The organism is Qipengyuania xiamenensis (assembly GCF_019711495.1).
Classification (GTDB): Bacteria; Pseudomonadota; Alphaproteobacteria; order Sphingomonadales; family Sphingomonadaceae; genus Qipengyuania; species Qipengyuania xiamenensis.
Genome location: NZ_JAIGNM010000001.1, coordinates 355,131 through 380,130, shown reverse-complemented (window position 1 = coordinate 380,130; position 25,000 = coordinate 355,131). Strand labels below are relative to the sequence as shown.

25 protein-coding genes are annotated in these 25,000 nt (G+C 62.0%); 11 read left to right on the top strand and 14 right to left on the bottom strand.

The genetic code is table 11. The features are described 5' to 3' along the window. Positions 1 to 36: 36 nt before the first annotated feature. On the bottom strand, positions 37 to 375 hold the full coding sequence (locus tag K3165_RS01890; RefSeq protein WP_221431211.1) for a PilZ domain-containing protein: 339 nt from the start codon (positions 373 to 375) through the stop codon (positions 37 to 39). A gap of 112 nt (positions 376 to 487) precedes the next feature. Then, positions 488 to 1,717 (bottom strand): tyrosine--tRNA ligase, encoded by a 1,230-nt coding sequence (gene tyrS, locus K3165_RS01885; RefSeq protein WP_221547176.1) that lies wholly within the window; start codon positions 1,715 to 1,717, stop codon positions 488 to 490. A 32-nt stretch (positions 1,718 to 1,749) separates the two neighbouring features. Between tyrS and K3165_RS01880 the strand changes: the two genes are divergently transcribed. Together K3165_RS01880 and K3165_RS01875 are read left to right on the top strand one after the other, a co-directional pair. Beyond that, entirely contained in the window at positions 1,750 to 2,292 is a 543-nt protein-coding gene (locus K3165_RS01880; RefSeq protein WP_221547175.1) for a DOMON-like domain-containing protein, read from the top strand. Continuing rightward, positions 2,289 to 3,491 carry an exo-beta-N-acetylmuramidase NamZ family protein gene (locus tag K3165_RS01875; protein ID WP_221547174.1) on the top strand — a complete coding sequence of 401 codons (1,203 nt, stop codon included), beginning with the start codon at positions 2,289 to 2,291 and terminating at the stop codon, positions 3,489 to 3,491. Before K3165_RS01880 ends, K3165_RS01875 begins: the two co-directional genes overlap by 4 nt. 37 nt (positions 3,492 to 3,528) lie before the next feature. On the opposite strand, the gene K3165_RS01870 is transcribed toward K3165_RS01875, so the two are convergent. Beyond that, positions 3,529 to 4,710, bottom strand: a complete 1,182-nt coding sequence (locus tag K3165_RS01870) for a vWA domain-containing protein (RefSeq protein ID WP_221547173.1) — start codon at positions 4,708 to 4,710, stop codon at positions 3,529 to 3,531. A gap of 198 nt (positions 4,711 to 4,908) precedes the next feature. Here K3165_RS01870 and K3165_RS01865 point away from each other — a divergent pair, with 198 nt between their 5' ends. After that, a complete protein-coding gene (locus K3165_RS01865; RefSeq protein WP_247713852.1) occupies positions 4,909 to 6,270 on the top strand; it encodes a methyl-accepting chemotaxis protein in 1,362 nt (453 codons plus the stop codon). Positions 6,271 to 6,346: 76 nt separating this feature from the next. On the opposite strand, the gene K3165_RS01860 is transcribed toward K3165_RS01865, so the two are convergent. Next, complete coding sequence (locus K3165_RS01860; protein WP_221547171.1) at positions 6,347 to 7,213, bottom strand: AAA family ATPase; 867 nt, start codon at positions 7,211 to 7,213, stop codon at positions 6,347 to 6,349. A 99-nt stretch (positions 7,214 to 7,312) separates the two neighbouring features. Here K3165_RS01860 and K3165_RS01855 point away from each other — a divergent pair, with 99 nt between their 5' ends. Continuing rightward, positions 7,313 to 8,542, top strand: coding sequence for a bifunctional alpha/beta hydrolase/OsmC family protein (locus K3165_RS01855; protein ID WP_221547170.1), 1,230 nt, complete (start codon positions 7,313 to 7,315; stop codon positions 8,540 to 8,542). Here the strand turns inward: K3165_RS01855 and K3165_RS01850 are convergent. From K3165_RS01850 to K3165_RS01840, 3 genes are all read right to left on the bottom strand, one after another. After that, on the bottom strand, positions 8,539 to 8,931 hold the full coding sequence (locus tag K3165_RS01850) for a hypothetical protein (protein WP_221547169.1): 393 nt from the start codon (positions 8,929 to 8,931) through the stop codon (positions 8,539 to 8,541). The two genes, K3165_RS01855 and K3165_RS01850, sit on opposite strands and share 4 nt — an antisense overlap. After that, positions 8,924 to 10,915, bottom strand: a complete 1,992-nt coding sequence (gene parE / locus K3165_RS01845; RefSeq protein WP_221547168.1) for a DNA topoisomerase IV subunit B — start codon at positions 10,913 to 10,915, stop codon at positions 8,924 to 8,926. Before parE ends, K3165_RS01850 begins: the two co-directional genes overlap by 8 nt. Positions 10,916 to 10,976: 61 nt before the next feature. Then, entirely contained in the window at positions 10,977 to 12,122 is a 1,146-nt protein-coding gene (locus K3165_RS01840; protein WP_221547167.1) for a penicillin-binding protein activator, read from the bottom strand. A gap of 37 nt (positions 12,123 to 12,159) precedes the next feature. On the opposite strand from K3165_RS01840, the gene rsmI reads away from it, so the two are divergent. From rsmI to gshB, 3 genes are read left to right on the top strand one after another with little or no spacing between them, the layout of a single operon-like run. Further along, positions 12,160 to 13,014 (top strand): 16S rRNA (cytidine(1402)-2'-O)-methyltransferase, encoded by an 855-nt coding sequence (rsmI, locus tag K3165_RS01835; protein ID WP_345720241.1) that lies wholly within the window; start codon positions 12,160 to 12,162, stop codon positions 13,012 to 13,014. After that, positions 13,011 to 13,361 (top strand): YraN family protein, encoded by a 351-nt coding sequence (locus K3165_RS01830; protein WP_221547165.1) that lies wholly within the window; start codon positions 13,011 to 13,013, stop codon positions 13,359 to 13,361. Before rsmI ends, K3165_RS01830 begins: the two co-directional genes overlap by 4 nt. A 9-nt stretch (positions 13,362 to 13,370) precedes the next feature. Further along, positions 13,371 to 14,339 carry a glutathione synthase gene (gshB, locus tag K3165_RS01825; protein WP_221547164.1) on the top strand — a complete coding sequence of 323 codons (969 nt, stop codon included), beginning with the start codon at positions 13,371 to 13,373 and terminating at the stop codon, positions 14,337 to 14,339. Here gshB and K3165_RS01820 read toward each other — a convergent pair whose 3' ends face one another. From K3165_RS01820 to rph, 4 genes are all read right to left on the bottom strand, one after another. Then, the gene (locus K3165_RS01820) at positions 14,340 to 15,239 is read right to left on the bottom strand and encodes a tyrosine recombinase XerC (RefSeq protein ID WP_221547163.1); all 900 of its coding nucleotides are present in this window, start codon (positions 15,237 to 15,239) and stop codon (positions 14,340 to 14,342) included. Then, positions 15,236 to 16,390, bottom strand: a complete 1,155-nt coding sequence (hemW, locus tag K3165_RS01815; protein WP_221547162.1) for a radical SAM family heme chaperone HemW — start codon at positions 16,388 to 16,390, stop codon at positions 15,236 to 15,238. Before hemW ends, K3165_RS01820 begins: the two co-directional genes overlap by 4 nt. A 64-nt stretch (positions 16,391 to 16,454) precedes the next feature. After that, positions 16,455 to 17,084, bottom strand: coding sequence for an RdgB/HAM1 family non-canonical purine NTP pyrophosphatase (gene rdgB, locus K3165_RS01810; protein ID WP_221547161.1), 630 nt, complete (start codon positions 17,082 to 17,084; stop codon positions 16,455 to 16,457). After that, entirely contained in the window at positions 17,081 to 17,797 is a 717-nt protein-coding gene (rph, locus tag K3165_RS01805; RefSeq protein WP_221547160.1) for a ribonuclease PH, read from the bottom strand. Before rph ends, rdgB begins: the two co-directional genes overlap by 4 nt. A gap of 85 nt (positions 17,798 to 17,882) precedes the next feature. On the opposite strand from rph, the gene hrcA reads away from it, so the two are divergent. From hrcA to K3165_RS01790, 3 genes are read left to right on the top strand one after another with little or no spacing between them, the layout of a single operon-like run. Further along, positions 17,883 to 18,926 (top strand): heat-inducible transcriptional repressor HrcA, encoded by a 1,044-nt coding sequence (gene hrcA, locus K3165_RS01800; RefSeq protein WP_221547159.1) that lies wholly within the window; start codon positions 17,883 to 17,885, stop codon positions 18,924 to 18,926. A 12-nt stretch (positions 18,927 to 18,938) separates the two neighbouring features. After that, a complete protein-coding gene (gene grpE, locus K3165_RS01795; RefSeq protein WP_221547158.1) occupies positions 18,939 to 19,541 on the top strand; it encodes a nucleotide exchange factor GrpE in 603 nt (200 codons plus the stop codon). Between the two features lie 22 nt (positions 19,542 to 19,563). Then, positions 19,564 to 21,315: a DUF885 domain-containing protein gene (locus K3165_RS01790; RefSeq protein WP_221547157.1), complete on the top strand. Its 1,752-nt coding sequence runs from the start codon at positions 19,564 to 19,566 to the stop codon at positions 21,313 to 21,315. A gap of 13 nt (positions 21,316 to 21,328) precedes the next feature. On the opposite strand, the gene K3165_RS13955 is transcribed toward K3165_RS01790, so the two are convergent. From K3165_RS13955 to K3165_RS01775, 3 genes are all read right to left on the bottom strand, one after another. Continuing rightward, complete coding sequence (locus K3165_RS13955) at positions 21,329 to 21,745, bottom strand: GNAT family N-acetyltransferase (protein WP_345720710.1); 417 nt, start codon at positions 21,743 to 21,745, stop codon at positions 21,329 to 21,331. Positions 21,746 to 21,810: 65 nt separating this feature from the next. Further along, positions 21,811 to 22,284, bottom strand: a complete 474-nt coding sequence (locus K3165_RS01780; protein WP_221547156.1) for a vgr related protein — start codon at positions 22,282 to 22,284, stop codon at positions 21,811 to 21,813. Between the two features lie 62 nt (positions 22,285 to 22,346). Continuing rightward, positions 22,347 to 22,832 carry a copper chaperone PCu(A)C gene (locus K3165_RS01775; protein WP_221547155.1) on the bottom strand — a complete coding sequence of 162 codons (486 nt, stop codon included), beginning with the start codon at positions 22,830 to 22,832 and terminating at the stop codon, positions 22,347 to 22,349. Positions 22,833 to 23,013: 181 nt separating this feature from the next. Between K3165_RS01775 and dnaK the strand changes: the two genes are divergently transcribed. Next, positions 23,014 to 24,945 carry a molecular chaperone DnaK gene (gene dnaK / locus K3165_RS01770; RefSeq protein ID WP_221547154.1) on the top strand — a complete coding sequence of 644 codons (1,932 nt, stop codon included), beginning with the start codon at positions 23,014 to 23,016 and terminating at the stop codon, positions 24,943 to 24,945. Positions 24,946 to 25,000 lie beyond the last annotated feature (55 nt).

Here is a 25,000-nt window from a genome sequence, read left to right as displayed (position 1 = left end):
ACGCCTGCTATTTCGTTCGAAAACGAATGTTGGCTGTCAGCGCATCTTCCGCAGGCGCGGATTGGGCTGGATCGTGTCGATCAGCGACAGGAAATCGTCGACGCGGATGATGCGTTCGAACTGGAAACCTGCGCGATTGTCGCGGCACCAGATGCAATATGCCTCGATGCGGCCGATGACCGGCAGTCGAACCACGATACGCTCGCCACGATTGATCGACTGTGCATCGTCGATCATGAAACCGTTGGCAGAGATATTCGCGATGTGCATGCGCATGTCGCCCTTGCCGAAATGCTCGGCAATGACGGGGTGGTCGACCGGGTGGCGCGCCATCCGGCGCTGGTCGGTTACGCTGAGTTGTGCTCCGGCGCTCATGCGGTGTGAACCCTTTTGATGTTCTCGTGACCCGCACTGTAATGCCGCACAAAGGCTGATAATTGGTAAACCGCTCGGTCAGAATTCCAAATAAGGGTTCACCAAACCCCTGTTAGCGCCGGATAATCGCGTGCTTCTTCTTGCCGAGGGAAAGCTTGATTTCATCGCCTTCCGGCACCTCGACCAGATAGCCGGGATCTGTCACGGTTTCGCCGTCGAGCTTCACCGCATTTTCAGCCAGCTTGCGTTTGGCTTCCTTGCCGGACGAGCAGAAACCCAGCCCGGTCAGCACCGCGCCGATACGCATGCCGTCTGCGCCCAACTCGATCGAGGGAAGGTCTTCGCCCGCACCGCCGCCGGCGAAGGTTTCGGCAGCAGTTTTCTCGGCGGTCTCCGCAGCCTCCCGGCCACGAACCAGCGCGGTGACTTCGTTCGCGAGGACCGTCTTGGCCTGGTTGATGTCCGCGCCTTCGAGCGCTTCGAGACGAGCGATCTCTTCGAGCGGCAGGTCCGTGAAGAGACGCAGGAAGCGGCCCACGTCGCGGTCGTCGACATTGCGCCAGTACTGCCAAAAATCGTAGCTCGGCAGTTGCGCATCGTTCAGCCACACAGCGCCTGCAGCGGTCTTGCCCATCTTGGAACCGTCAGCGGTGGTCAAAAGCGGCGTCGTCAGGCCGAATAGCTCGCGGCCGTCCATCCGGCGGGCAAGTTCCATCCCGTTGACGATGTTGCCCCACTGGTCGCTACCGCCCATCTGCAGGCGGCAGTCATAGCGCTGCGCCAGCTCGCGGAAGTCGTAGGCCTGGAGGATCATGTAATTGAATTCGAGGAAGGTCAGCGGCTGTTCGCGATCGAGCCGCAGCTTGACCGAATCGAAGGTCAGCATGCGGTTGACCGTGAAGTGCGGTCCGACATCGCGCAGGAGCTCGATGTAGCCGAGCTGGCTGAGCCACTCGTCATTGTTGACCATGACGGCATCGGTCGGACCGTCGCCGAAGGTAAGCAAACGTTCGAATACCTTGCGGATACCGGCGATATTCGCATCGATATCGTCATCGGTGAGCATCTTGCGGCTTTCGTCCTTGCCGGAAGGATCGCCGACCTTGGTCGTTCCGCCGCCCATCACCACGATCGGCTTGTGACCAGCCTGCTGCAGGCGGCGCAGCATCATGATCTGCACTAGACTCCCGACGTGGAGGCTGGGCGCGGTGGCATCGAAGCCGATATAGCCCGGCACGACCTGCCGCGCGGCAAGGGCGTCTAGTCCTTCCGCATCGGTAATCTGGTGGATATAGCCGCGCTGTTCGAGCAGACGCAGGAGTTCGGATTTGTAGGTGCTCATGATGGAGGGCCCGCTAGCATGGGGATTCGCAATTGGAAACGCATGAACTGGTAGTGCATCCCGCCTATCCGCCTTTGGAAGTGTCGAAGGTCCATGCGAGCATCATTTCGCGCGACGCCAACTGGCTACGCCTGCGCTGGCGTATCGATGGTGCGGCAAAGCTCGTCGTTCCGGCGTTTGCCGGCAAGGGAAGGGCGGACGAGCTCTGGCGCACGACCTGCTTCGAACTCTTCCTGATGCCGCGTGGGGGTGAGGCCTATAGCGAGTTCAATCTCTCTCCTTCGGAGCGCTGGGCGGCCTACGATTTCTCTTCCTATCGCGACGGAATGGAAAACCGACCGTCGCCGCGCGAACCGGACTGCACCATGCGCAAGGGCAGCAGCTTCGCAATTTTCGACGCTGCAATTCCTGCGGGGGCCTTGCCGGTGGAGGAGTGCGAGGCCGGCCTGACGTGTGTTCTGGAAGAAGATGGCGGTATCAAGAGCTTCTGGGCGCTGTGTCATCCACAGGACCAACCCAATTTCCACGATCCGGCTTGCTTCACTGTCCAGCTTGCGGCACCGAGCGCTGCATGAAATTCGGTATCGACCGCCTTCTCACCCAAGACGATCTGCGCGCCCCACTGGAGGGTAAACGTGTATCTCTTGTCGCCCATCCGGCATCCGTCACCGCCCAGCTCGATCATTCGCTCGACGCGCTGATTGCGAAGGGCGTGAACGTCTCATCGGCTTTCGGACCGCAGCACGGCCTGAAGGGCGACAAGCAGGACAATATGGTCGAGACGACGGACGAGATCGATCCGCGTTACGACATACCGGTATTCAGCCTTTACGGCGAAGTGCGCCGGCCGACCGGCCAGTCGATGTCGACGGCGGACGTATTCCTCTATGACCTGCAGGACCTCGGCTGCCGGATCTACACCTTCGTCACGACGCTCCTCTATCTGCTCCAGGAAGCGGAGAAGGCGGGCAAATCGGTCTGGGTGCTCGATCGCCCCAATCCTGCAGGCGGCCCGGTTGAGGGCACGCTACTACTGCCCGGGCAGGAAAGTTTTGTCGGCGCGGCGCCGATGACCATGCGCCACGGCATGACGATGGGCGAGATGGGGCACTGGTTCGTCGACCATTTCAAGCTCGACGTGGATTACCGTGTCATCGAGATGGAAGGCTGGAAGCCGGGCAAGGCGCCCGGTTACGGATGGCCGGAAGATCGCGTCTGGATAAATCCGAGCCCCAATGCGGCAAGCCTCAACATGGCGCGGGCCTATGCTGGTACCGTCATGCTCGAAGGCACGACGCTGAGCGAGGGAAGGGGAACGACCCGTCCGCTCGAGGTGCTGTTCGGTGCTCCCGATATCGATGCAGCCGCCGTGCTGGCAGAGATGAAAGCCATGTCACCTGTCTGGCTGCGTGGCTGTCACTTGCGCGAATGCTGGTTCGAGCCGACTTTCCACAAACACGCAGGAACGTTGTGTAACGGTCTGATGATCCACGCAGAAGGTCCGTTCTACGATCATCACGAATTCAAGCCGTGGCGTCTGCAGGCGCTGGCCTTCAAGGCGATCCGCAAGCTCTATCCCGATTACGAAATCTGGCGCGATTTCCCGTACGAGTACGAGTTTGACCGGCTCGCAATCGACGTGATCAACGGCGGTTCGTCTCTGCGTGATTGGGTCGACGACAGCGAAGCCGAACCTGGCGATCTTGAAGCGATAGCCAGCGCGGACGAACAGGAATGGCGCGAGACGATCGCGCCGCACCTTCTCTACGGCTGAAGGCTTTCCCTAGAACGTCCGCAGCCCTGTCGGGCGATTACCCCTGCTTGCGGCTCAGCTCTCGCATTGCATCGTCGAGCCCGTCGAGCGTCAGCGGGTACATCCGGTCGTTGACCAGCTGCTTCATCACCTTGGTCGACTGCGAATAGCCCCACTGCTTCTCAGGGACGGGGTTTAGCCACACCGTCGCGGGATATGTATTGGCGACCCGCTGCATCCAGGTTGCGCCGGCTTCTTCGTTCATATGCTCGACACTGCCGCCGGGATGGGTGATCTCGTAGGGGCTCATCGCAGCATCGCCCACGAAGACCACCTTGTAGTCGTGACCGTATTTGTGGAGGATATCCCAGGTCTTGGTACGCTCCTGCCAGCGGCGCCGATTGTCCTTCCACACACCTTCGTAGAGGCAATTGTGGAAGTAGAAGAACTCGAGGTTCTTGAACTCGCTGGTGGCTGCGCTGAACAGCTCTTCTGTGATCTTGATGAAGGGGTCCATGGATCCGCCAACATCGAGGAAAAGCAGCAATTTCACCGCATTGCGCCGTTCAGGGCGCATGTGAATATCGAGCCAGCCCTGCTTGGCCGTGCCGTCGATGGTCGCGTCGAGATCGAGCTGGTCGGCAGCACCTTCGCGCGCGAAACGGCGCAGGCGGCGGAGCGCCATCTTGATGTTGCGCGTGCCCAGTTCCTTGGTGTTGTCGAGGTTCTTGAACTCGCGCTTGTCCCAGACCTTTATCGCGCGCTTGTGCCTGCTTTCGCCGCCAATGCGCACGCCTTCGGGATTGTAGCCCGAGTTGCCGAAGGGCGAAGTTCCGCCCGTACCGACCCACTTGTTGCCGCCCTGGTGGCGCTTTTCCTGTTCCTCGAGCCGCTTCTTGAGGGTCTCCATGATCTCGTCCCAGTCGCCCAGGCTCTTGATCTTTTCCATCTCTTCCTCGGAGAGGAATTTCTCGGCCACCGCCTTCAGCCAGTCTTCCGGTATGTCGACCGGGTTCTGGCCATAATCGGTCATGATGCCCTTGAAGACCTTGGAGAAAACCTGGTCGAAACGGTCCAGCAAGCCCTCGTCTTTCACGAAGGTCGCGCGTGAGAGGTAGTAGAAACTCTCGGGCGACTGGCCGATCACTTCCTTGTCGAGCGCCTCCAGCAGGGTGAGGTGCTCCTTGAAGCTGGCGGGGATGCCCGCGGCGCGCAGTTCATCGACGAAGTTGAAAAACATGAACTCTCACTAAGCAATCGGAGGCCGAGAGGCCAGTGGCAATCTGCAACTCGCTGCGCAGCAAGGTTGGCAACTGTAAATTTCCGACAGTCTTAAGCGGTCGGTAACCATTATTCCGTAGTGACCACGCTGCAAAAGACCAAAGAGGGGTCCGCGAATATGGAACTGAATGCGATCGATGCACGGGGAGCATCGGCCTTGGACAAAATTCCCGAGGCTTGCGGTAAAGTAACCGTCGGCTGCTCGGATGTTGCGGGCATCGTACAGGCCGTGATCGACAGCTCGGGCGTTCTGCGCGCCGAGCATATCGAACTACAGGGCACCGTGAAGGAACTGGAGGCGGACCAGCGCAAGGTCGCCGAAGCTAGCGATGAAGCACGCATCCTTTCTGCCCGGGCCATCGAGCGCTTGGGGCAGGGCACCAGCCAGATCCAGTCCTCTCTCCAGCAGATCACCGACCTGCTCGACCTCGTCGAAACGCTTGCCACCCACGTTACCGGCTTTGCCGCCGCGATGGACCAGGTGAAGCGCTGTTCGCAGGACATCGAGCAGATCGCAGAAACCACCAACATCCTCGCCCTCAACGCAACCATAGAAGCGATGCGTGCAGGCGAGGCCGGCCGGACCTTTGCGGTCGTGGCAAACGAGGTGAAGACGCTCGCCGGGGAAACCCGCAAGGCGACGGACGAAATCTCCGACGTTATCGAAACGCTGGGTACTGAAGCATCGACCGTGATCGAACGGATCGAAGCGGGCGCGAAGGCCTCGAACGAGGCCAAGACCTCGGTTGCGAGCATCGATGCCACGATCGCCGGCGTCAGCCAGTTGGTCGAGGAAGTCGATCAGCAGAACGACCAGATCACCCGAGCGACCGGCATGATGACCGAGCACGTGGACCGCGTATCGATGGTCCTCGAGAGCTACGACCGCGCCGCGAACGAGAACGAACAGCGCCTCGAAACCGCACACGAGCGGATCGAGGAACTCGAACTCACCGCCAGCGAAATGTTCGACCGCATCGTCCAGGCCGGCCTCTCGCCGCAGGACAGCGCCATGGTCGAAGCGGCACAGCAGCGTGCGCGCGAGGTCGAGGAACTTGCCGAACAGGCAATCGCCGACGGCAGGCTCACGCTCGACCAGCTGTTCGACCAGAACTACGTCGAAATCCAGGGAAGCAATCCGAAGCGCTATCGCACCGGCCTGATGGACTGGGCGCATGACAACTGGCGCGCGGTGCTCGACGGCGCTGCGGACAGTGATCCCCGTGTAATGGCCGCAGCCTGTACCGACATGAAGGGTTACCTGCCGACGCACTTGAGCAAGTGTTCGCAGAAGCCGACCGGCGATATCGACCACGACACCAAGTTCGTTCGTAACGGCCGCATGATCCTCGACACGATCGACCAGCGCGCCAAGGAGAGCCAGGCTCCCTACATGATGGCCGTGTACCGCCAGGAAAACGACGGTCGAACCTACCGCGTGGTCCGCAACGTCTATGTGCCGGTCACGATCAGGGGCCGCCGCTGGGGCGATTTCGAACTCGCTTACAGCTTCGGCTGATCACAGGTTTCCCCAAGCAAAAGGGCCGGAAAGCACACATCGCTTTCCGGCCCTTTTCTTATCGCTGTTCGCCCGATCAGGTCTGGCGGCGCGCCATGAAGGCGAGGCGCTCGAACATCATCACGTCCTGCTCGTTCTTGAGCAATGCGCCGTGCAGCGGCGGGATCGCGCTGTTCGGGTTGCTGTCCTGCAGGACTTCCAGCGGCATGTCCTCGTTGAGCAGCAGCTTGAGCCAGTCGAGCAGTTCGCTGGTGCTGGGCTTCTTCTTGAGGCCGGGGACATCGCGCAACTCGTAGAAGATTTCCATCGCCTTGGTGACGAGGGTCTTCTGGATGCCCGGGTAATGCACGTCGATGATTTCGCGCATCGTGTCGCGATCGGGGAACTTGATGTAATGGAAGAAACAGCGGCGCAGGAATGCGTCGGGCAGTTCCTTTTCATTGTTCGAGGTGATCACGACGATCGGGCGTTCCTTCGCCTCGATGCGAGTGTGCGTCTCGTAGACGTCGAAGCTCATGCGATCGAGTTCCTGCAAGAGGTCGTTCGGAAACTCGATATCGGCCTTGTCTATTTCGTCGATCAGGAGGACCGGGAGCTGCTCGGAAGTGAAGGCTTCCCACAGCTTGCCCTTCTTGATGTAGTTCGAGATGTCATGGACGCGCTCGTCGCCGAGCTGGCCGTCACGCAGGCGGGCGACCGCGTCATACTCGTAAAGGCCCTGCTGCGCCTTGGTCGTCGACTTGACGTTCCATTCGATCAGTGGGGCATCAAGTGCCTTCGAAATCTCGTGGGCCAGCACGGTCTTGCCGGTGCCGGGCTCGCCCTTCACGAGCAGCGGGCGGCGCAGGAGCACCGCAGCGTTCACCGCGACCTTCAGGTCCTCGGTGGCGATATAGGATTGGGTGCCTTCGAAACGGGTCTGTTCGGCAGTAGTGTCGGACATCGGTTTTCCCTTGCAACTTGACGCAAGCGTTAGGGGGCGGGCACGCGAAGGGCAAGGGGGCGTTGTAACTCTGACAGCCGCCGTATCGAATGAGGGACCATGCCGACCGAGAACATCACCATCAGCACCGACGCGGGACACGAGTTGACCGGATCGCTCGAACTGCCAACCGGACTAGTGCGGGGCGCTGCGCTGTTCGCGCATTGCTTTACATGTACGAAGAACAGCAAGGCGGCCATCGCCGTGTCGCGAGCGCTTGCGGCCGAGGGCATTGCGACCATGCGGTTCGACTTTACCGGGCTTGGCGGAAGCGGCGGAGATTTCGGGCGTGCGGGCTTTGCGGCCGATGTGTCGGACCTGGTTGCTGCCGCCGAAGACCTGATCGAACGCTTCGCCCAGCCGATCCTGCTGATCGGACATAGCTTGGGCGGCGCAGCCGTTCTGGCGGCTGCCGATGACCTTGGCTTCGACAGGATCGCTGCCATTGCGACCATCGGTGCGCCTTCGGACGTGCCTCACGTGCTCCAGAATATCGACGGCGATATCGAGACCATCCGCCAACAGGGTGAGGGCGAAGTGCGGATCGGCGGGCGCGAGTTCACGCTTGGCCGTGAATTCATCGAGAAGGTCGAGAACACCGACCTGCTCGCCGAAGTCGGGCGTATCCGGAAACCGCTTATGTTCCTCCACTCGCCGATCGACCAGATCGTCGGGATCGAGCACGCGAGTGCACTTTTCCAAGCTGCGAAACATCCAAAGAGTTTCGTGAGCCTCGAAGGTGCCGACCATCTGCTGTTACGTGAGGAAGACGCGCAATTCGTTGCCAGTGTGATCGCTGGATGGGCACATCGCTACCTGCCTCTGCGTGAGGACTGGCCGATGCCGGAAGAGGGCATCGTCGCGTGCACCGGGCACGGCAAATTCGGAACCGAAGTCCATACCAAGAGCCATCGTTTCGTGGCCGACGAGCCCAAGAGCTATGGCGGCGATGATACGGGTCCGACTCCCTACGACCTGCTCAATGCAGCGCTCGGCACCTGCACGGCGATGACCATGAAGATGTATGCCGACCGCAAGAAGTGGCCGCTCGAGGGTGTAAGCGTCGAGGTTACGCATGAGCGCGACCACAAGGACGAGTGCGACCATGTCGAGGCCATGGAAGAGGGCAAGCAGATGCAGGCGCTCAAGCGGGTGATCACGATCCGCGGTGACGACCTCGACGAGGATCAGCGTGCTCGGCTCATCGAGATTGCGGACAAGTGCCCGGTGCATCGTACTCTGGAGGGCGAGCTCCACGTGCACACGTCAAGGGCTACTACAGACGCCTAGTTCAGCAGGCTCAGTGCCGTAATTCCAAAGGAGAATGCCAGCATGAGGCCCGTACCCCAGCGCCAGCCTGCGGAAGCCTCGGCCATCCCGCGCTCATAGGTAAAGTGCCAGATCAGCCCGCTCGCGGCGAGGCAGATCGCAACCACCACCAGTTGCGGCAGGCCCAGGACGCCGAAGGTCAGTCCGACGAGTACCGGCTGCGCGATGACCTGCATCAGCAGGGCGCCAGCGAACCAGACGATCGGGATCGGGCGATAGTGCGTGTCCGAAACATACCAGTCGGGCAGGGCCGTATCGCTACGTGCGATCCGGCGGTCGCCGGCCATGACTTCACCCTCGTCTTCGGGTCTGCCTTCGGCGTCTTCGGGCAGGTCGCGCTCGTCAGGCATCGATCATGTCGCGGTCCATATCGCCCGCATTGTTCTGGATGAAGTTGAAGCGGTGTTCCGGGTTGCGGCCCATGAGCTGATCGACCAGCTCTTTCACCATCGCGCGCTGTTCGAACTCCTGCGGCAGGGTGATGCGCACGAGGCTGCGGGTTTCCGGATCCATCGTGGTTTCGCGCAGCTGCGCCGGGTTCATTTCGCCGAGGCCCTTGAACCGGCCCACGTCGACCTTCTTGCCCTTGAAGACCGTCTCTTCCAGCTCCTTGCGATGCTCGTCGTCACGGGCATACCGGCTCTCCTTGCCTGCAGTCAGGCGGTAGAGCGGGGGCTGGGCGAGGTAGAGATGCCCGCCGCGTACGATTTCGGGCATCTCCTGGAAGAAGAACGTCATCAGCAGCGTGGCGATATGCGCGCCGTCGACGTCAGCGTCGGTCATGATGATGATGCGGTCGTAGCGCAGGTTTTCCGGGTCGCATTCCTTGCGGGTCCCGCAGCCCATGGCGAGCGACAGGTCGGCGATTTCGCTGTTGGCGCGGATCTTGTCGGCAGTAGCGCTGGCGACGTTGAGGATCTTGCCGCGGATCGGCAGGATCGCCTGGGTCTTGCGGTTGCGTGCCTGCTTGGCGCTGCCGCCTGCCGAATCCCCTTCCACGATGAAGAGTTCGGTTTCGCCTTCGCCATCGCCAGAACAGTCGGTCAGCTTGCCGGGCAGGCGCAGTTTCTTGGCATTGGTCGCGGTCTTGCGCTTGATTTCGCGTTCCTGCTTGCGACGCAGGCGCTCGTCCATCCGCTCCATGACCTGGCCCAAGAGCGCCTTGCCGCGGTCCATATTGTCGGAAAGGAAGTGGTCGAAGTGATCGCGCACTGCGTTCTCGACCAGTCGCGCGGCCTCGGGCGAGGTCAGGCGGTCCTTGGTCTGGCTCTGGAACTGCGGGTCTCGGATGAAGACGCTGAGCATGACGTCGCCGCCGACCATGATGTCGTCAGCGGTGAGATCCTTGGCTTTCTTCGCTCCTGTCAGTTCGCCGAAGGCGCGCAGACCCTTGGTGAGTGCGGCGCGAAGGCCCTGTTCGTGCGTGCCGCCATCGGGAGTGGGCACGGTGTTACAATACCAACTGGTGGAACCATCGGAGTAGAGCGGCCAGGCGATCGCCCATTCGACACTGCCCATTTCCTGCCCGGCGTCGTTAGCGGGAAACTCCTGCTTGCCGGAGAAGGGTTGCGCGGTAACGCATTCGCGACCGCCCAGCTGTTCGGCCAGATGATCGGCAAGGCCTCCCGGGAACTTGAAAACCGCCTCCGCAGGGACTTCCTCCGAAACAAGGCTCTCGTCGCATTTCCAGCGGATTTCGACGCCTGCGAAGAGGTACGCTTTCGAGCGAGCGAGCTTGAACAACCGCTTGGGATTGAACTTGCGATCGCCGAAAATCTCGGTGTCGGGGATGAAGGTAACCGTCGTGCCGCGGCGGTTCGGAGCTGCGCCGATTTCCTCGATCTTGCCTTTGGGAGTGCCCTTGGAAAATTCCTGTGCGTACAGCGTCTTGTCGCGCGCCACCTCGACCCGCGTATAGTCCGACAGCGCATTGACCACGCTGACACCGACCCCGTGCAAGCCGCCGCTGGTGGCATAGGCCTTGCCGGAAAACTTGCCGCCCGAGTGCAGCGTGGTGAGGATCACCTCGAGCGTCGACTTGCCCGGATATTTCGGATGCTCGGCTACCGGCATGCCGCGACCGTTGTCGGCGATGGTGATCCGGTTGCCTTCTTCCAGCTTCACTTCGATCCGGCTCGCATGGCCGGCAACAGCCTCGTCCATCGAGTTGTCGAGGACTTCGGCGACGAGATGGTGCAGCGCGCGGTCATCGGTGCCGCCGATATACATGCCGGGGCGACGACGCACCGGTTCGAGACCCTCGAGGACCTCGATGGAAGAAGCATCGTAATCGCCGGATGAAGTCGGCGTGTTTTCGAACAGATCGTCGGACATGGGTTCAGGCTATATCGCCCGCCCTGAAGGCTGCAAGAAGGCAGCCAAGGTTATCCGCCTGTCAGAAGCCGGTGGGAGCCGGGGAAGCGATGGTCACATCGCCATTGGCTACCTCGCGGACTTCCATGGCCCGCTCCACCACGCCATTGCGCTGGAAGCGGAAGGGACCGTCCATCCCGTCGAAGCCGCCAGCCTGATAGAGCACGTTCACCGGGAATTCCCGGCCGACCCGCCAGTCACGCGCAGCCCGGAGGGTCAGCAATACCGCGTCATAGCCGAGCGTTGCCACGCGATAGGGTTGCGCCCCGAAGCGTTCCTCGTAGCTGGTGACGAAACCGCCATAGCGGCTGTCGATCACGGCGGAGAAAATCGCACCGCGCAAGGCCGAAGAGCGAAGCACGTCGCTGTCGCCGCTCCAGCGCTCGGTACCGATGATCTGCAAGCCATCGGTCTTGACCGCACTCGCGCCGCGGATCGAGTTGCTGCCGCCATCGGCGATCAGGATGGAATCGAATCCGCCGCGCTGCTTGAGGCGTCCGGCCGCACTCACGACCGAGGTGTTGGTGCGGGCATAGCGTTCGCCAGTGACATAGCGGCCGCCGTATTCGGTCAAGGCGTTGCGCAAGGCAGCCTCTGCCCGGTTTCCGTAGTCGCCGTCGGGAGCGAGAATTGCGAAGTCGCGCGCGCCCCTGGAACGGGCATATTCGACGCTGCGAGCGATCGACTGTTCGGGGATGTGACCCATGACGAACACGCCGGGTCCGGCGATACTCGTATCGTTGGAAAAGCTGATGATGGGTACAGCAGTGCCCTCGGTTTCGGCGCGGACCGAGGCGACATTGCTACCGAGGAGGGGGCCAAGGATCAGGCGATTGCCGTCGGCGAGCGCTTCGCGAGCAGCTGCGCGTGCGCCACCCGAAGTGTCGTAGGTGGTGATGCGGAGATTATCGGCATTGGTATCGAGGATCGCCATGGTCGTAGCATTGGCGATCGACTGGCCGACTTCGCCGTTCGAGCCGGAAAGCGGGACGAGCAAAGCGATGCGATGGCGCTGTTCGTCGTCGGGGAGGGTGGTTGCGCTCGGTTCGGGCGTCGGCCTGCCTGCACCCGGCGTTTCGGCGGTCTTCGGAATGATAGAACAGCCCGACAGGAGAACGGCCCCTGCCGCCACCATCAGATTACGCCGGTTTACAAATGCGCGCTTCATCTTGCCGCGTCCCTCATTGGTAGTTCATGGAGGAAAGGTGAGCGACAACACACCTTCCGTTTCCGAGCGCCTTACACCCGGTCTTTATCTGGTTGCCACCCCTATCGGCAATCTCGGGGATATAACGCTTCGAGCTGTCGATATCCTGAAGCGCTGCGATGGTGTCGCCTGCGAGGATACGCGGGTGACGGGCAAGCTGATGAAGCACCTCGGCATATCAAAGCCGTTGTGGCGGTATGACGACCATAGCGAACACCGCGACCGCGAAAGGCTCGTGGAATCGATGCGCGATCGGGCGGTTGCGCTCGTGACCGATGCCGGCACTCCGATGATTTCGGACCCGGGATACCGGCTCGTGAACGATTGTCGCCGCGAGGGCATCCCCGTGACCAGCCTGCCGGGAGCCTGCGCCGCAATTGTCGGGCTGACGCTTTCGGGCCTGCCGAACGACCGTTTCCTGTTTGCCGGGTTTCTTCCTTCCAAGGAAAAGGCGCGCAAGGACACGCTTCAGGAACTGGCGACCATCGATTCAACGCTCGTATTCTACGAAACCGGTCCACGCCTGCTGAAATCGCTGGCCGCGCTGAAGGATGTCATGCCCGAGCGGGAAATCGCCGTCGCTCGCGAGTTGACCAAGCTGCACGAGGAATGCCGCCGCGGCCTCGCCGACGGGCTGATGGCTTATTACGACGCCAATCCGCCCAAGGGAGAGATCGTACTGCTCGTCGGACCGCCGGATGAGGAAGTGCCGAGCGACGCCGATGCCGATGCGATGCTTCGCGAAGCGCTCGAGACGATGAAGGCCAGCCAGGCGGCGGGGCATGTCGCCAAAGCTACCGGTCTCGACCGCAAGACGCTCTATGCGCGCGCCATGGAAATCCGGGCTGGATGAAGCGGCAGATCGCCGAACAAAGCGGCCGTGACGGCGAGAAACGCGCTGCCTTGTGGCTGCGCGCCAAGGGATGGCAGATCCTCGACAATCGCGTGAAGACACCCGCCGGAGAGATCGATCTCGTGGCCAAGCGCGGTTCGCTGGTCGCCTTCGTCGAAGTGAAGTGGCGCAAGCGCAAGGAAGAGCTCGATCATGCGATCGACCTGCACCGGCTTTCGCGGGTCGCCGCTGCAGCCGAAGCGGTGGCGCATCGCTATGCCGCAGGGGGCGAAGATTTCCGGGTCGACGTGATCCTTCTTGCGCCCGGCGCGTTCCCTCGCCACATCGCCAACGCCTGGCAGCCATAAGGAATTCGCATGTCGCTCCGCGTCGCCGTACAGATGGACCCGCTCGAAAGCATCAATATTGCGGGCGACAGCAGCTTCGCGCTGATGCTGTCCGCACAGGCGCGGGGCCACGAAGTCTGGCACTATGATGTCGAAAGCCTCGCGTGGGAGAGTGACGGAACCCCGATGGGGAAGATCACTGCCCATGCCGCTCCGGTAACCGTGCAGCGCGTGGCAGGCGATTACTTCTCTGCCGGCGAACGACGCCGGATCGACCTTGCGAAGGATATCGACGTGGTCCTTATGCGGCAGGACCCGCCGTTCCACCTCGGATACATCAGCTCCGCGCTGCTGCTCGACCGGTTGAAGGGCACCACGCTCGTCATCAACGACCCGCGTGAGGTCGTGAACGCGCCCGAGAAGATGTTCGTGCTCGACTATGCGCGTTTCATGCCGCCGACAATGATCGCGCGGCATCTCGATGACCTGAAGGCTTTCCAGAAAAAGCACGGTTCAGTGGTGATCAAGCCGCTCCACGGCAATGGCGGCAAGGCGATCTTCAGGCTGGACGAGAGTGGGACGAACCTCTCGGCATTAAGCGAAGTCTTCGACCTCACCTGGCCCGAACCTCACATGATCCAGCCCTTCCTTCCCGAAGTGTCGGAAGGCGACAAGCGGATCGTCCTCGTGGACGGTGAATTTGCAGGCGCAATCAACCGTTTCCCGGGCGAAGGTGAGTTTCGTTCGAATCTCGCGCAAGGCGGTCATGCCGAAGCAACGGGCCTTTCCGAGCGCGAGCAGGAGATCTGCGATGCAATGGGGCCGGAGCTCAAGCGGAGGGGGCTTGTCTTCGTCGGTATCGATGTCATCGGCGGCAAGTGGCTGACAGAGATCAACGTGACGTCGCCCACCGGTATCGTCGCGATCGACAAGTTCAACGGCACCGACACCCCGGGTTTGATCTGGGACGCGATCGAGCGCCGTCACGCGGCGATGTAATCAGTCGTCCCGTTCGCGGGGATGCGCGCTGCGATAAGTGTCGAGCAACGTCGCGGCGTCGACCTTTGTGTAAATCTGGGTGGAACCGAGGCTCGCGTGGCCCAGCAATTCCTGCAGACTACGCAAATCCACACCCGCGCCGAGCAGGTGGGTAGCAAAGCTGTGCCGCAAGGCGTGCGGCGTCGCGGTGTCGGGTAGGCCGAGGGCACGCCTAGCCCGGGCGACCGCCTTTTGCACCACACCCTGCGAAAGGACGCCGCCCTTCACCCCGCGAAACAGCGGATCACCCTTGCCGAAGGGCCATGGCGACTTGCGCACATAGTCGTCGATCGCCTCGCGGATCAGCGGAACGATGGGGACGACCCTCTGCTTGTTGCCCTTGCCGGTGACGGTGATCGTATCGCCCATCGGCAGGACGTCGCCAGTCAGCGACAACGCTTCGGAAATGCGCATCCCTGCCCCGTAGAGCAGCAGGAGGACGGCACGGTCACGCGCCCCCGTCCAGCCTTCGGCGGACAGGGCCTCGACCGTTTCGGCCAGTCCCATGGCGTCATCGGGCGAGACGGGGCGGGGCAGTCCCTTTTTCAGCCTTGGCCCGCGAAGGCGCGGGGCATCGGTGACGTCCATCCCGGCTTGTGCGCGTGAGAAGGAGACGAAGCTCTTCAGCGCCGAAAGTTCGCGCGCGGCAGACGAGTTGGACAGTCCCTCGGCGCGTCGTGCGGCCAGATGGGTGCGCAATTTGCCCGCAGTGAGCCCAGCCACCTGTTCGAAGCTCGAAAAATCGTTGCGGGTCAGCAAGCGCTCGGCCGCCTTGTGATAGGCGCGGACCGTATGTGGAGAGCGGCGCAGTCCCAGCGCGAGATGGTCATGCCATGCCTCGAGGACTTCCTGCCGGCTCAACTGTTCACCAGCTCTGCCGGAACCAGCTCGCCCAGAAGTGCATCGAGCAGCGGCATTCCCGCATCGGTGACGCCAAGATGGTCGCCCTCGCGGACCACAAGGCCAAGCCCCGAGTAGAGTTCGAGCTTGCCCTGATCGACCAAGGCCGTCTCCGGCACGCCGAACCTGCCGGACAGCGTGGCCAGATCGACACCTTCGGTGAGCCGCAACCCCATGAGGATGGCTTCGGAGGCCTGCTCGCGCTGACCCAGCGAGCGCGCTTCGGCAATACCATGCTGCTGCCGGTAGACAGCTGCCAAGAAGTTCTCGGGCTTCTTGTGCCGCGTCGTGGCGACACCGCCGCGGCGGCCATGCGCTCCGGGGCCGACGCCGTGGTAATCCTGGTACCGCCAATATGTGAAGTTATGGCGGCTTTCTTCGCCCGGGCGCGCGTGATTGCTGATCTCGTAGGCCGGCAACCCGGCCGCTGCCGTCATTTCCCGTGTCAGTGCGAACAGATCGGCCGCCGGGTCGTCATCGAGCGGCGAGAAAATGCCTCGCCGGACGTCGGTGGCGAAGCGGGTCGTGGGTTCGATGGTGAGCTGGTAGAGCGATAAGTGGGATGTGCCGAGCCTTAGCGCTTGCGACAGCTCAGCTTCCCATTCCTCGGGCGTCTGGCCGGGGCGGGCGTAGATCAGGTCGATTGATACCCGCTCGAAGTGCTTCTGAGCGATCTGCAGCGCATCGAGGGCTTCCTGCGCCCCGTGGAGCCTGCCGAGAAATTGCAGGACATCGTCGCGCAGGCTCTGCACTCCAAGCGAAACACGGTTCACGCCGGCGCTTGCCAGGTCTGCGAATTTGGCCGCTTCGATCGAGGACGGATTGCCCTCCAACGTGATCTCGATGTTATCGTCGAAACCCCAGAGCTTTTCCGCCTCGTCCAGCAATGACGCCACGAGGGCAGGGGGCATCAGTGAAGGAGTTCCTCCACCAAAAAAGATACTTACGAGCGGTTCTTCACCTGCCTTCACGGAATGCTCGTGGCGCATGTCTGCCAGCAGAGTCGCTTCCCATGCCGCCATATCGGTCCGTTCGCGGACATGGCTGTTGAAGTCGCAATAGGGACACTTTGCGAGGCAGAATGGCCAGTGGATGTAGAGCGAGCGCGCCAAGAATTGCCTTCAGGTCAACGGTGAGGACAAGGCCTCTATAGCGGCGAGCCGGTGCGCGCCGCAATCAGGACCCGAATTGCTCCGCTACGAGCTTTGCAAACGCATCGGCGCGGTGACTGATCGCGTGCTTTTCTTCAGGAGCGATCTCGGCGAAAGTTTTGTCCGCGCCCTTGGGCACGAAGACCGGGTCGTAGCCGAAGCCCATCTCGCCGCGAGGCGGCCAGGTCAGCGTGCCGGGCGCAGTGCCTTCGTAGACGGCCTGCTCCCCGTCTGGCCATGCGAGCGCGAGGACGCAGTGGAAGGCGCAGGAGCGGTCTACGTCGGGGCCCTTCTGCTGGAGCAGTCCCTCGACCTTGCCCATCGCCATGTACCAGTCGCGGCCTGGTTCACCTTCGAACCACTGGCGTTCGGCCCAGTCAGCCGTGTAGACGCCGGGGCGTCCATCGAGTGCATCGACCGAAAGGCCGCTGTCATCCGCAAGGGCAGGGAGGCCCGAGGCTTCGGCTGCCGCGCGGGCCTTCAGCAGTGCGTTCTGGACGAAGGTCGTCCCAGTTTCCGCCGGTTCGGGCAGGCCCAAGGAGCCTGCGGAAATGCACTTCACCCCGTGCGGGGCGAGAAGCGCCGAGATTTCCTTGAGCTTGCCCTCGTTATGCGTGGCAATCACGAGGCTGCCCGAACCGATGCGGCGTGTCATTTGCGGGTCGCCTCGTCCTGTGCGCGGAAGATGTCGGCACAGCCCATCTGGGCAAGGCGAAGAAGGCGCAGGAACGCTTCTTCGTCATAGGGCGCGCCTTCCGCGGTCGCCTGAGCTTCTGCGATCTTGCCGCCTTCGATCAGGACGAAGTTGGCATCGGCATCTGCGTTGCTGTCCTCGGGATAATCGAGGTCGAGTACCGGCGTGCCGTTGTAGATCCCACAGGAAATTGCGGCGACCTTGGCAGTGATCGGATCTTCGACGATGTCGCCCGATTTCATCAGCTCGTTCACCGCCAGTCGCAGGGCAACCCATGCACCGGAAATCGATGCCGTGCGCGTGCCGCCGTCTGCCTGAATGACGTCGCAATCGAGAGTGATCTGGCGCTCGCCAAGCTTCTTCATATCCACCACGGCGCGCAAGCTGCGGCCAATAAGGCGCTGGATTTCCTGCGTCCGTCCGCTCTGCTTGCCCTTGGCAGCCTCGCGCTGGCCACGGGTGTGCGTGGCGCGCGGGAGCATCGAATACTCGCCGGTGACCCAGCCTTCGCCTTTGCCGCGAAGCCACGGCGGGATGCGTTCTTCGACCGATGCCGTGCACAGCACGCGGGTTTCGCCGAAGCTGATGAGGCAGCTGCCTTCGGCGTGCTTGGTGTATCCGGTCTCGATCGTGATGGCGCGCATTTCGTCGGGCGCGCGTCCTGAAGGTCGCATCTGTATCTCCAATGCAGTCGAATCTCTGGTGCGGGCTTTGGAGCAAGCCCCTTGAGGCCGCAAGGGGAGCGGCTAGATAGGACACATGAACGCACCACCGCTCACCGATTTGTCCGACCGCGCCCGCGAGATTTTCCGTCTCGTGGTCGAAGGCTATCTGGAAAGCGGCTCACCCGTCGGTTCGAAAGCCTTGGCGGGTGAGGGCGGTGTGAACCTCTCGCCGGCCTCGATCCGCTCGGTCCTTGCCGAGCTCGAGCAGCGCGGGCTTCTCGCAGCGCCGCATACCAGCGCCGGACGAATGCCGACCGACAGCGGCTTGCGCCTGTTCGTAGATGCCATGATGCAGGTGGCCGAGCCTACGGCCGAAGAACGGGCAGCCATTGAACAACGCATCGCGCAGCCGGGACCGATCGAGCGGGCGCTGGAGCAGACGAGCGCGCTGCTGTCCGACCTCTCGGGCGCCGCTGGCATGGTCATGGTGCCGCGCCGCGAGCCGCGCCTGTCGCAGGTTTCCCTAACCGCGCTCGACGCGAACAGGGTGCTAGCGGTGCTGGTGGGCGAGGACGGAAACGTAGAGAACCGCATACTCGCGCTTCCTGCAGAGGCGTTGGGTACCTCGCTCGAACAGGCCAGCAATTTCCTCACCGCCAAGGCGCAGGGACGTACTTTGGCGGAGGCCGCAAAGCTGGTCGAACAGGAGATCGCCAGCGGACGGAGCGCCCTAGACGAAGCGAGCAGGGATCTCGTCGCACGCGGCATTGCGACATGGACCGAAGATGCATCGAACCGTCCCGTCCTGATCGTACGCGGGCAGGCGAACCTGCTCGACGAAAGCGCGCTTTCCGATATCGAACGCGTCCGCTCGCTCCTCGATGATCTGGAAAACCGGCAGTCGGTCTCGAGCCTTCTCGAGTCCGCACGCGAGGCCGAAGCCATGCGGATCTTCATCGGTAGCGAGAACCGGCTGTTCTCGCTTTCCGGTTCGTCGGTGATTGCATCACCTTACCGGGATCGCGACGGAAAAGTGGTCGGAGTACTGGGTGTGATCGGCCCGACTCGGTTGAATTACGCCCGTGTCGTCCCCATGGTGGATTTCACGGCCCGATCATTGGGCAAACGAATTGGCTGACAGGGTTTCCAGGTGAACAACGAAAACACGAACGAACCGCAGGATAAGGCGGTCGACGAAGAAGTAGCGCGCGAGATGGAAGGCGTGCCCGAGCATTTGCGTGACGATGGCGGCGAAGACGCCGAAGCCGCGGACGAGGCGCTGGACGAAGCTCTGGCCAGCCTGCGCGGCGATCTCGAGAATGCGAAGCAGGAAGTGCTCTATGCCCGCGCGGAAACGCAGAACGTGCGTCGCCGCATGGAAAAGGACGTGCAGGACGCGCGCAATTACGCCGCTACCGGCTTTGCCCGCGATATCCTGAGCGTGGCCGACAATCTTGGCCGCGCACTCGATGCCATTCCCGCAGAGCAGCGCGACGACGACAAGCTCAAGGGCTTCATCGCCGGTATCGAAGCGACCCAGCGCGAGCTGGAGAAGGTCTTCAACCAGAACGGCATCACCCGGATTGCCGCGAAGGGCATGCCGCTCGATCCCAACCAGCACCAGGCCATGATGGAAGTGCCCACCGACGAGGTCGAGCCGGGTACCATCGTGCAGGAAATGCAGGCCGGCTACATGATCAAGGATCGCCTGCTGCGCCCGGCCATGGTCGGGGTCGCGAAGAAGCCCGATTGATCCACGCTTTGGGAGAGAAGTGATGAGGACTGCGTTTTTCGGAGCGGCGGCCCTCGTCGCTGCAGGGTTTGCGGTGCCGCTGGCTGCGCAGGAGACCGCAGACGAGCGGCTCGCGGCGCTCGCCGACGAATACCAGGATTACCGCCTCGCCAGCTTCGGTTACGTGGAAACCGAAAGCGGAGCCACGCGGCAGGGCGATGCGTTGTGGTCGGTGACACCAGAAGCCTGGCGTGCCCGCGCAGCGCAGTATCGGCAGTTCCTCTCGCGCCTCGACGCGCTGGAAGGCGAAGGCTTCAGCAGTGATGCGAAGACCGATGCGCTTGTCCTGCGCACCTTGCTCGAAACCGAAATCGGCGACGCGCAGTTCTCCGAATGGGAAATGCCGTTCAACAGCGACAGCAATTTCTGGTCCTATCTGGCGCCCGGTGGGGCATTCGGCTCGGTCGAGGATTACGAAGCCTATATCGGCCGCCTGAACGATGTTCCCCGATATTTCTCCGAACACACTGCAAATGCGCGCGCAGGGCTGGAACGCGGGTTCTCGGTCCCGCGTGTTTCGCTCGAAGGACGCGACGTTTCGATTGCTGCCTATGTGGTCGACGATCCGGAAGACAGCCCCTTCTGGCGGCCTTTTGAAGCAATACCTTCTAGCTTCTCCGATCAGGATCGCGAGCGGCTGCTGGCTGCAGGTCGTGCGGCTATCCGCGATAGCGTGACCCCGGCCTATGCCGACTGGCTGAACTTCTTCCGCGACGAATATCTCGCGAACACCCGCACCAGCCTCGGCGCGAGCGAGTTTCCCGATGGCGCGGCCTATTACGAGCAGCAGATTCAAGAATACACGACACTCGACCTGAGTGCCGAGGAAATCCATCAAATCGGCCTGTCGGAAGTTGCCCGCATCACCGCGGCGATGGAGGTCGCCAAGGCCGATGCCGGCTTCGAAGGCACGCTGCAGGAATTCATCACCTTCCTGCGCACCGATCCGCAATTCGTTGCGGATACGCCGGACGAACTGATGGGCGTTGCCGCCTATACGGCCAAGCGTGTCGACGACAAGCTGGGCGAATATTTCGGCTTCCTCCCACGCTATCGTCACGGCCTGCGCCCCGTCGATCCGGCGATTGCGCCGTTTTACACTGCGGGCAGGGGCGGTCTGGAGTTCTGCCAGATCAACACTCACGACCTGCCTTCGCGTCCGGTCTACAACATCCCTGCGCTCACCATGCACGAATGCGCGCCGGGCCATTCATTCCAGGCTGCGATTGCACTCGAACGCGAGGATGCGCCGCGCTTCCGCCGCCAGACCTATTTCTCGGGCTTCGGCGAGGGTTGGGGGCTCTACACCGAGTATCTCGGCAACGAGATGGGCATCTATCGCACCCCCTACGAACGCTTCGGCCAGCTGTCCTACGAGATGTGGCGAGCCGCGCGGCTCGTGATCGATACCGGCCTCCATCATTATGGCTGGAGCCGTGAGCAGGCGATCGACTATCTTTCGAGCCATACGGCCTTGTCGGACCGCGAGGTCGAGACGGAGATCGACCGCTACATCAGCTGGCCCGGTCAGGCGCTTGCCTACAAACTCGGCGAGATGCGGATTCGGGCGGTGCGCGAGAAGGCGGAAAACGCGCTTGGCGAAGACTTCGACATTCGCAAGTTCCACGATGTCGTCCTGTCGCTAGGTTCCGTGCCGCTTCCGGCGCTCGAAGCGCGGATCGACCGCTTTATTGCGGAGGGCGGCGAAGGACTTCCGGGTGTGACTTACGACTGAGCCAGCGCTTGGCTCAAAGGGTAAGAACCATCTGGAGGTTGCAGCGGGCATAGGGCGTCGGCCAGAGTTCTTCACAGGACAGCCGACGGAAGCCCTTACGTTCATATAGTCTCGTCGCTGCAGTCAGCGTTTCGTTCGTTTCGAGCCAGATGGCGTCGCAGCCCTGCTTCCGCGCTTCCTCGATCAGGAAATCGAGAACCTTGCCGCCTACGCCAGCGCCTTGCGCCTCGGGGGCGGTCGCCATCTTGACCAGTTCGAGCCACGCCAGCCCGTCTTCCGGCAAGTGATGCGGCGGAACGAGGGCGCCGCAACCGACGACGTCTCCGTCGAGCTCGGCAATGGCGATCGTCCCGCCCGGTGCCAGGATGGTGCCATGCGGGTCATCAAGTTGCTTGCGGTCGCTTTCTTCGACGCCGAAATATTCTTCGATCCAGCGCAGGTTGAGCTGCGCGAAGGAGGCGGCATCGCCGTCCTGGAAATGACGGATCGTGAGGCTCAGCTTCGCGCTCCAGCAAAGTTCACGAGCAGATCGTAGGCGGCAACATCTGCAGCGCCAGCGAGCTTGACCCCGTTCCGCAGCCAGAAAGCATGTTTCACGATCTCGGCCTGTTGCTCGATCCCATAGCGTTCCAGCGGCCAACCGGGCTTGAGACTGTAGTCGTACCGCGCCCATGGCATGCGATGGGTCACCAGATACCAGCTGCCACGCGTCTGGGTCTGCCAGACGTGGACGAGCTCGTGAATCAACAGGCCCTGACGGATGACGCTCTCTTTCGAGAAGTCCTCGCAGTAGTTGGCCGATTTCGGATGAAAGTGCAGGTGACCGCGCGGGGCCATCGTTACCCGGGTCGGTTGGAACGGAAACCATTTGCGACGCCTGATCGTGACCAGGCTATAGTCGATTGCGTCTCCGAATACGGTCCGGGCTAGAGCAATTTCACCCGGGGTCAGGGGCCTTTGCCCGCCCACCGGACAAGCCGGCGGGACAGGTTCGTCATGGCTCTCGACCCCGAGTGTATCGCGTTGTTCGATCAGCGATCGTCCCCGGCGGCCTGCGCCGTCGCTTCGAAGGAGTGGCGGCGGCTTCCTGCCGCGATCAGGGTGACGGTCGTGGTGTCGCCTTCACCGAAGCCTTCTTCGAGATCGAATGCCATCACGTGCTTGCCGCCCGGTTCGAAGGCGACCGTGCTGCCCCTTTCGACCATCACCGGCGGCGCTTCGCCCATGACCATTTCGAAGTCCCATTCCATCATGTCATGGATTTCGGCGTTGCCGGCCTTCTCCACCTCGGCATTGCGGAAAGCGATGTTGCGGTCGCCGTTGTTATTCAGCGTGAAGTAGATCGCTGCCGGATTACCAGCGACAGGCGGAAGCACGAGGCGCGCGTCGGTAACCTCGATCCCTTCGATCACGTCGGCCTGCTCGACCGGCGCTGCTTCTTCCTGCTGGCCGCCGCAGGATGCCAGCCCGAGCGATGCTCCGGCAAGCAGGATCGCGGCGTAAAACGGCTTCTTCATCTAGAAATTCCCCCTCGTGTGTCAGGGTGCAAAAACTAGCGACGTGCATCCCTTGTGCCAAGGAAAACCGCACCTATATCGCCGGGGTAATACACCGTTTTTTTCGAGCTGCCGACCGGTTTCGCCTTGGATGGGAAATCAACTGTGCGGCGTCCAACGATTTGAAACAGATGGGGAAACCATGAGCAAAGTAATCGGTATCGACCTCGGCACCACCAACAGCTGTGTCGCCGTGATGGACGGGGGCAAGCCCAAGGTCATCGAAAATTCCGAAGGCGCGCGCACGACGCCCTCGATCGTTGCCTTCACCAAGGATAACGAGCGCCTTATCGGCCAGCCGGCCAAGCGCCAGGCGGTCACCAATCCCGACAACACGCTGTTCGCGATCAAGCGCCTCATCGGCCGCCGCTTCGACGATCCCATGACCAAGAAGGACATGGATCTCGTCCCCTATGACATCGTCAAGGGCAAGAACGGCGACGCATGGGTCGAAGCTGGTGGCGAAGAATACAGCCCGTCGCAGATCTCGGCCTTCATCCTCCAGAAGATGAAGGAAACTGCAGAGAGTTATCTCGGTGAAGACGTGAAGCAGGCGGTCATCACCGTTCCGGCCTACTTCAACGACGCCCAGCGTCAGGCAACCAAGGACGCCGGCCAGATCGCCGGTCTCGAAGTCCTGCGTATCATCAACGAGCCGACGGCTGCGGCGCTCGCCTATGGCCTCGATAAGGAAGACGGCAAGACCATCGCCGTTTACGACCTTGGTGGCGGTACCTTCGATATCTCGATCCTGGAAATCGGCGATGGCGTCTTCGAAGTGAAGTCGACCAATGGCGATACCTTCCTGGGTGGTGAAGACTTCGACAGCGCAATCGTCGAATGGCTCGCTGCGCAGTTCCAGAAGAAGGAAAACATGGACCTGAAGAGCGACAAGCTCGCTCTGCAGCGCCTCAAGGAAGCTGCCGAAAAGGCCAAGATCGAATTGAGCTCCGCGCAGACCACGGAAGTGAACCTGCCCTTCATCACGGCTCGCATGGAAGGTGGTTCGTCCACGCCGCTGCACCTCGTCGAGACGATCAGCCGTGCAGACCTCGAAAAGATGGTCGGCGACCTGATCAAGCGTACGCTCGAGCCCTGCAAGAAGGCGCTGGCCGATGCAGGCGTTTCGAAGGACGAGATCGACGAAGTGATCATGGTCGGCGGCATGACCCGCATGCCCAAGGTCCGCGAAACGGTCGAAGCCTTCTTCGGTTCGAAGCCGCACACCGGCGTGAACCCCGATGAAGTCGTGGCCATGGGTGCTGCCATTCAGGCCGGCGTCCTCCAGGGCGACGTCAAGGACGTGCTGCTGCTCGACGTGACCCCGCTTTCGCTGGGTATCGAAACGCTCGGCGGCATCATGACCAAGATGATCGATCGCAACACGACGATCCCGACCAAGAAGAGCCAGACCTACTCGACTGCCGAGGACAACCAGCAGGCGGTTACGATCCGCGTGTTCCAGGGCGAGCGCGAGATGGCTCAGGACAACAAGCTGCTCGGCCAGTTCGACCTGGTCGGTATCCCGCCCGCACCGCGCGGCGTGCCGCAGATCGAAGTCACTTTCGACATCGACGCCAACGGCATCGTCAACGTGTCGGCCAAGGACAAGGGCACCGGCAAGGAGCAGCAGATCCGCATCCAGGCATCGGGTGGCCTGTCGGACGCCGACATCGACCAGATGGTGCAGGACGCAGAGAAGTTCGCCGACGAGGACAAGAAGCGCCGCGAAGGTGCCGAGGCTCGCAACCAGGCCGACAGCCTCGTCCACGCGACCGAAAAGCAGCTCGAAGAGCATGGCGACAAGATCGACGCTTCGCTGAAGAGCGAAGTCGAAGAGAAGGTCGCAGCGCTCAAGACTGCGCTTGAAGGTGACGACGCTGCAGACATCAACGCCAAGGCCCAGGACCTGTCGCAGAGCGCGATGAAGATGGGTCAGTCGATTTACGAGCAGGAGCAGGCGAATGCCGCTTCGGACGCTCCGGAAGGTGGTGACGCCGGTTCGGACAGCTCGTCGGATGAAGAGGTGGTCGACGCCGAATTCTCCGAAGTCGACGAAGACGCGAAGAACTGAGACGCCTGATGAAAACCATGCCCCCACCGGTGCAAATTTGCGCCGGTGGGGGTTA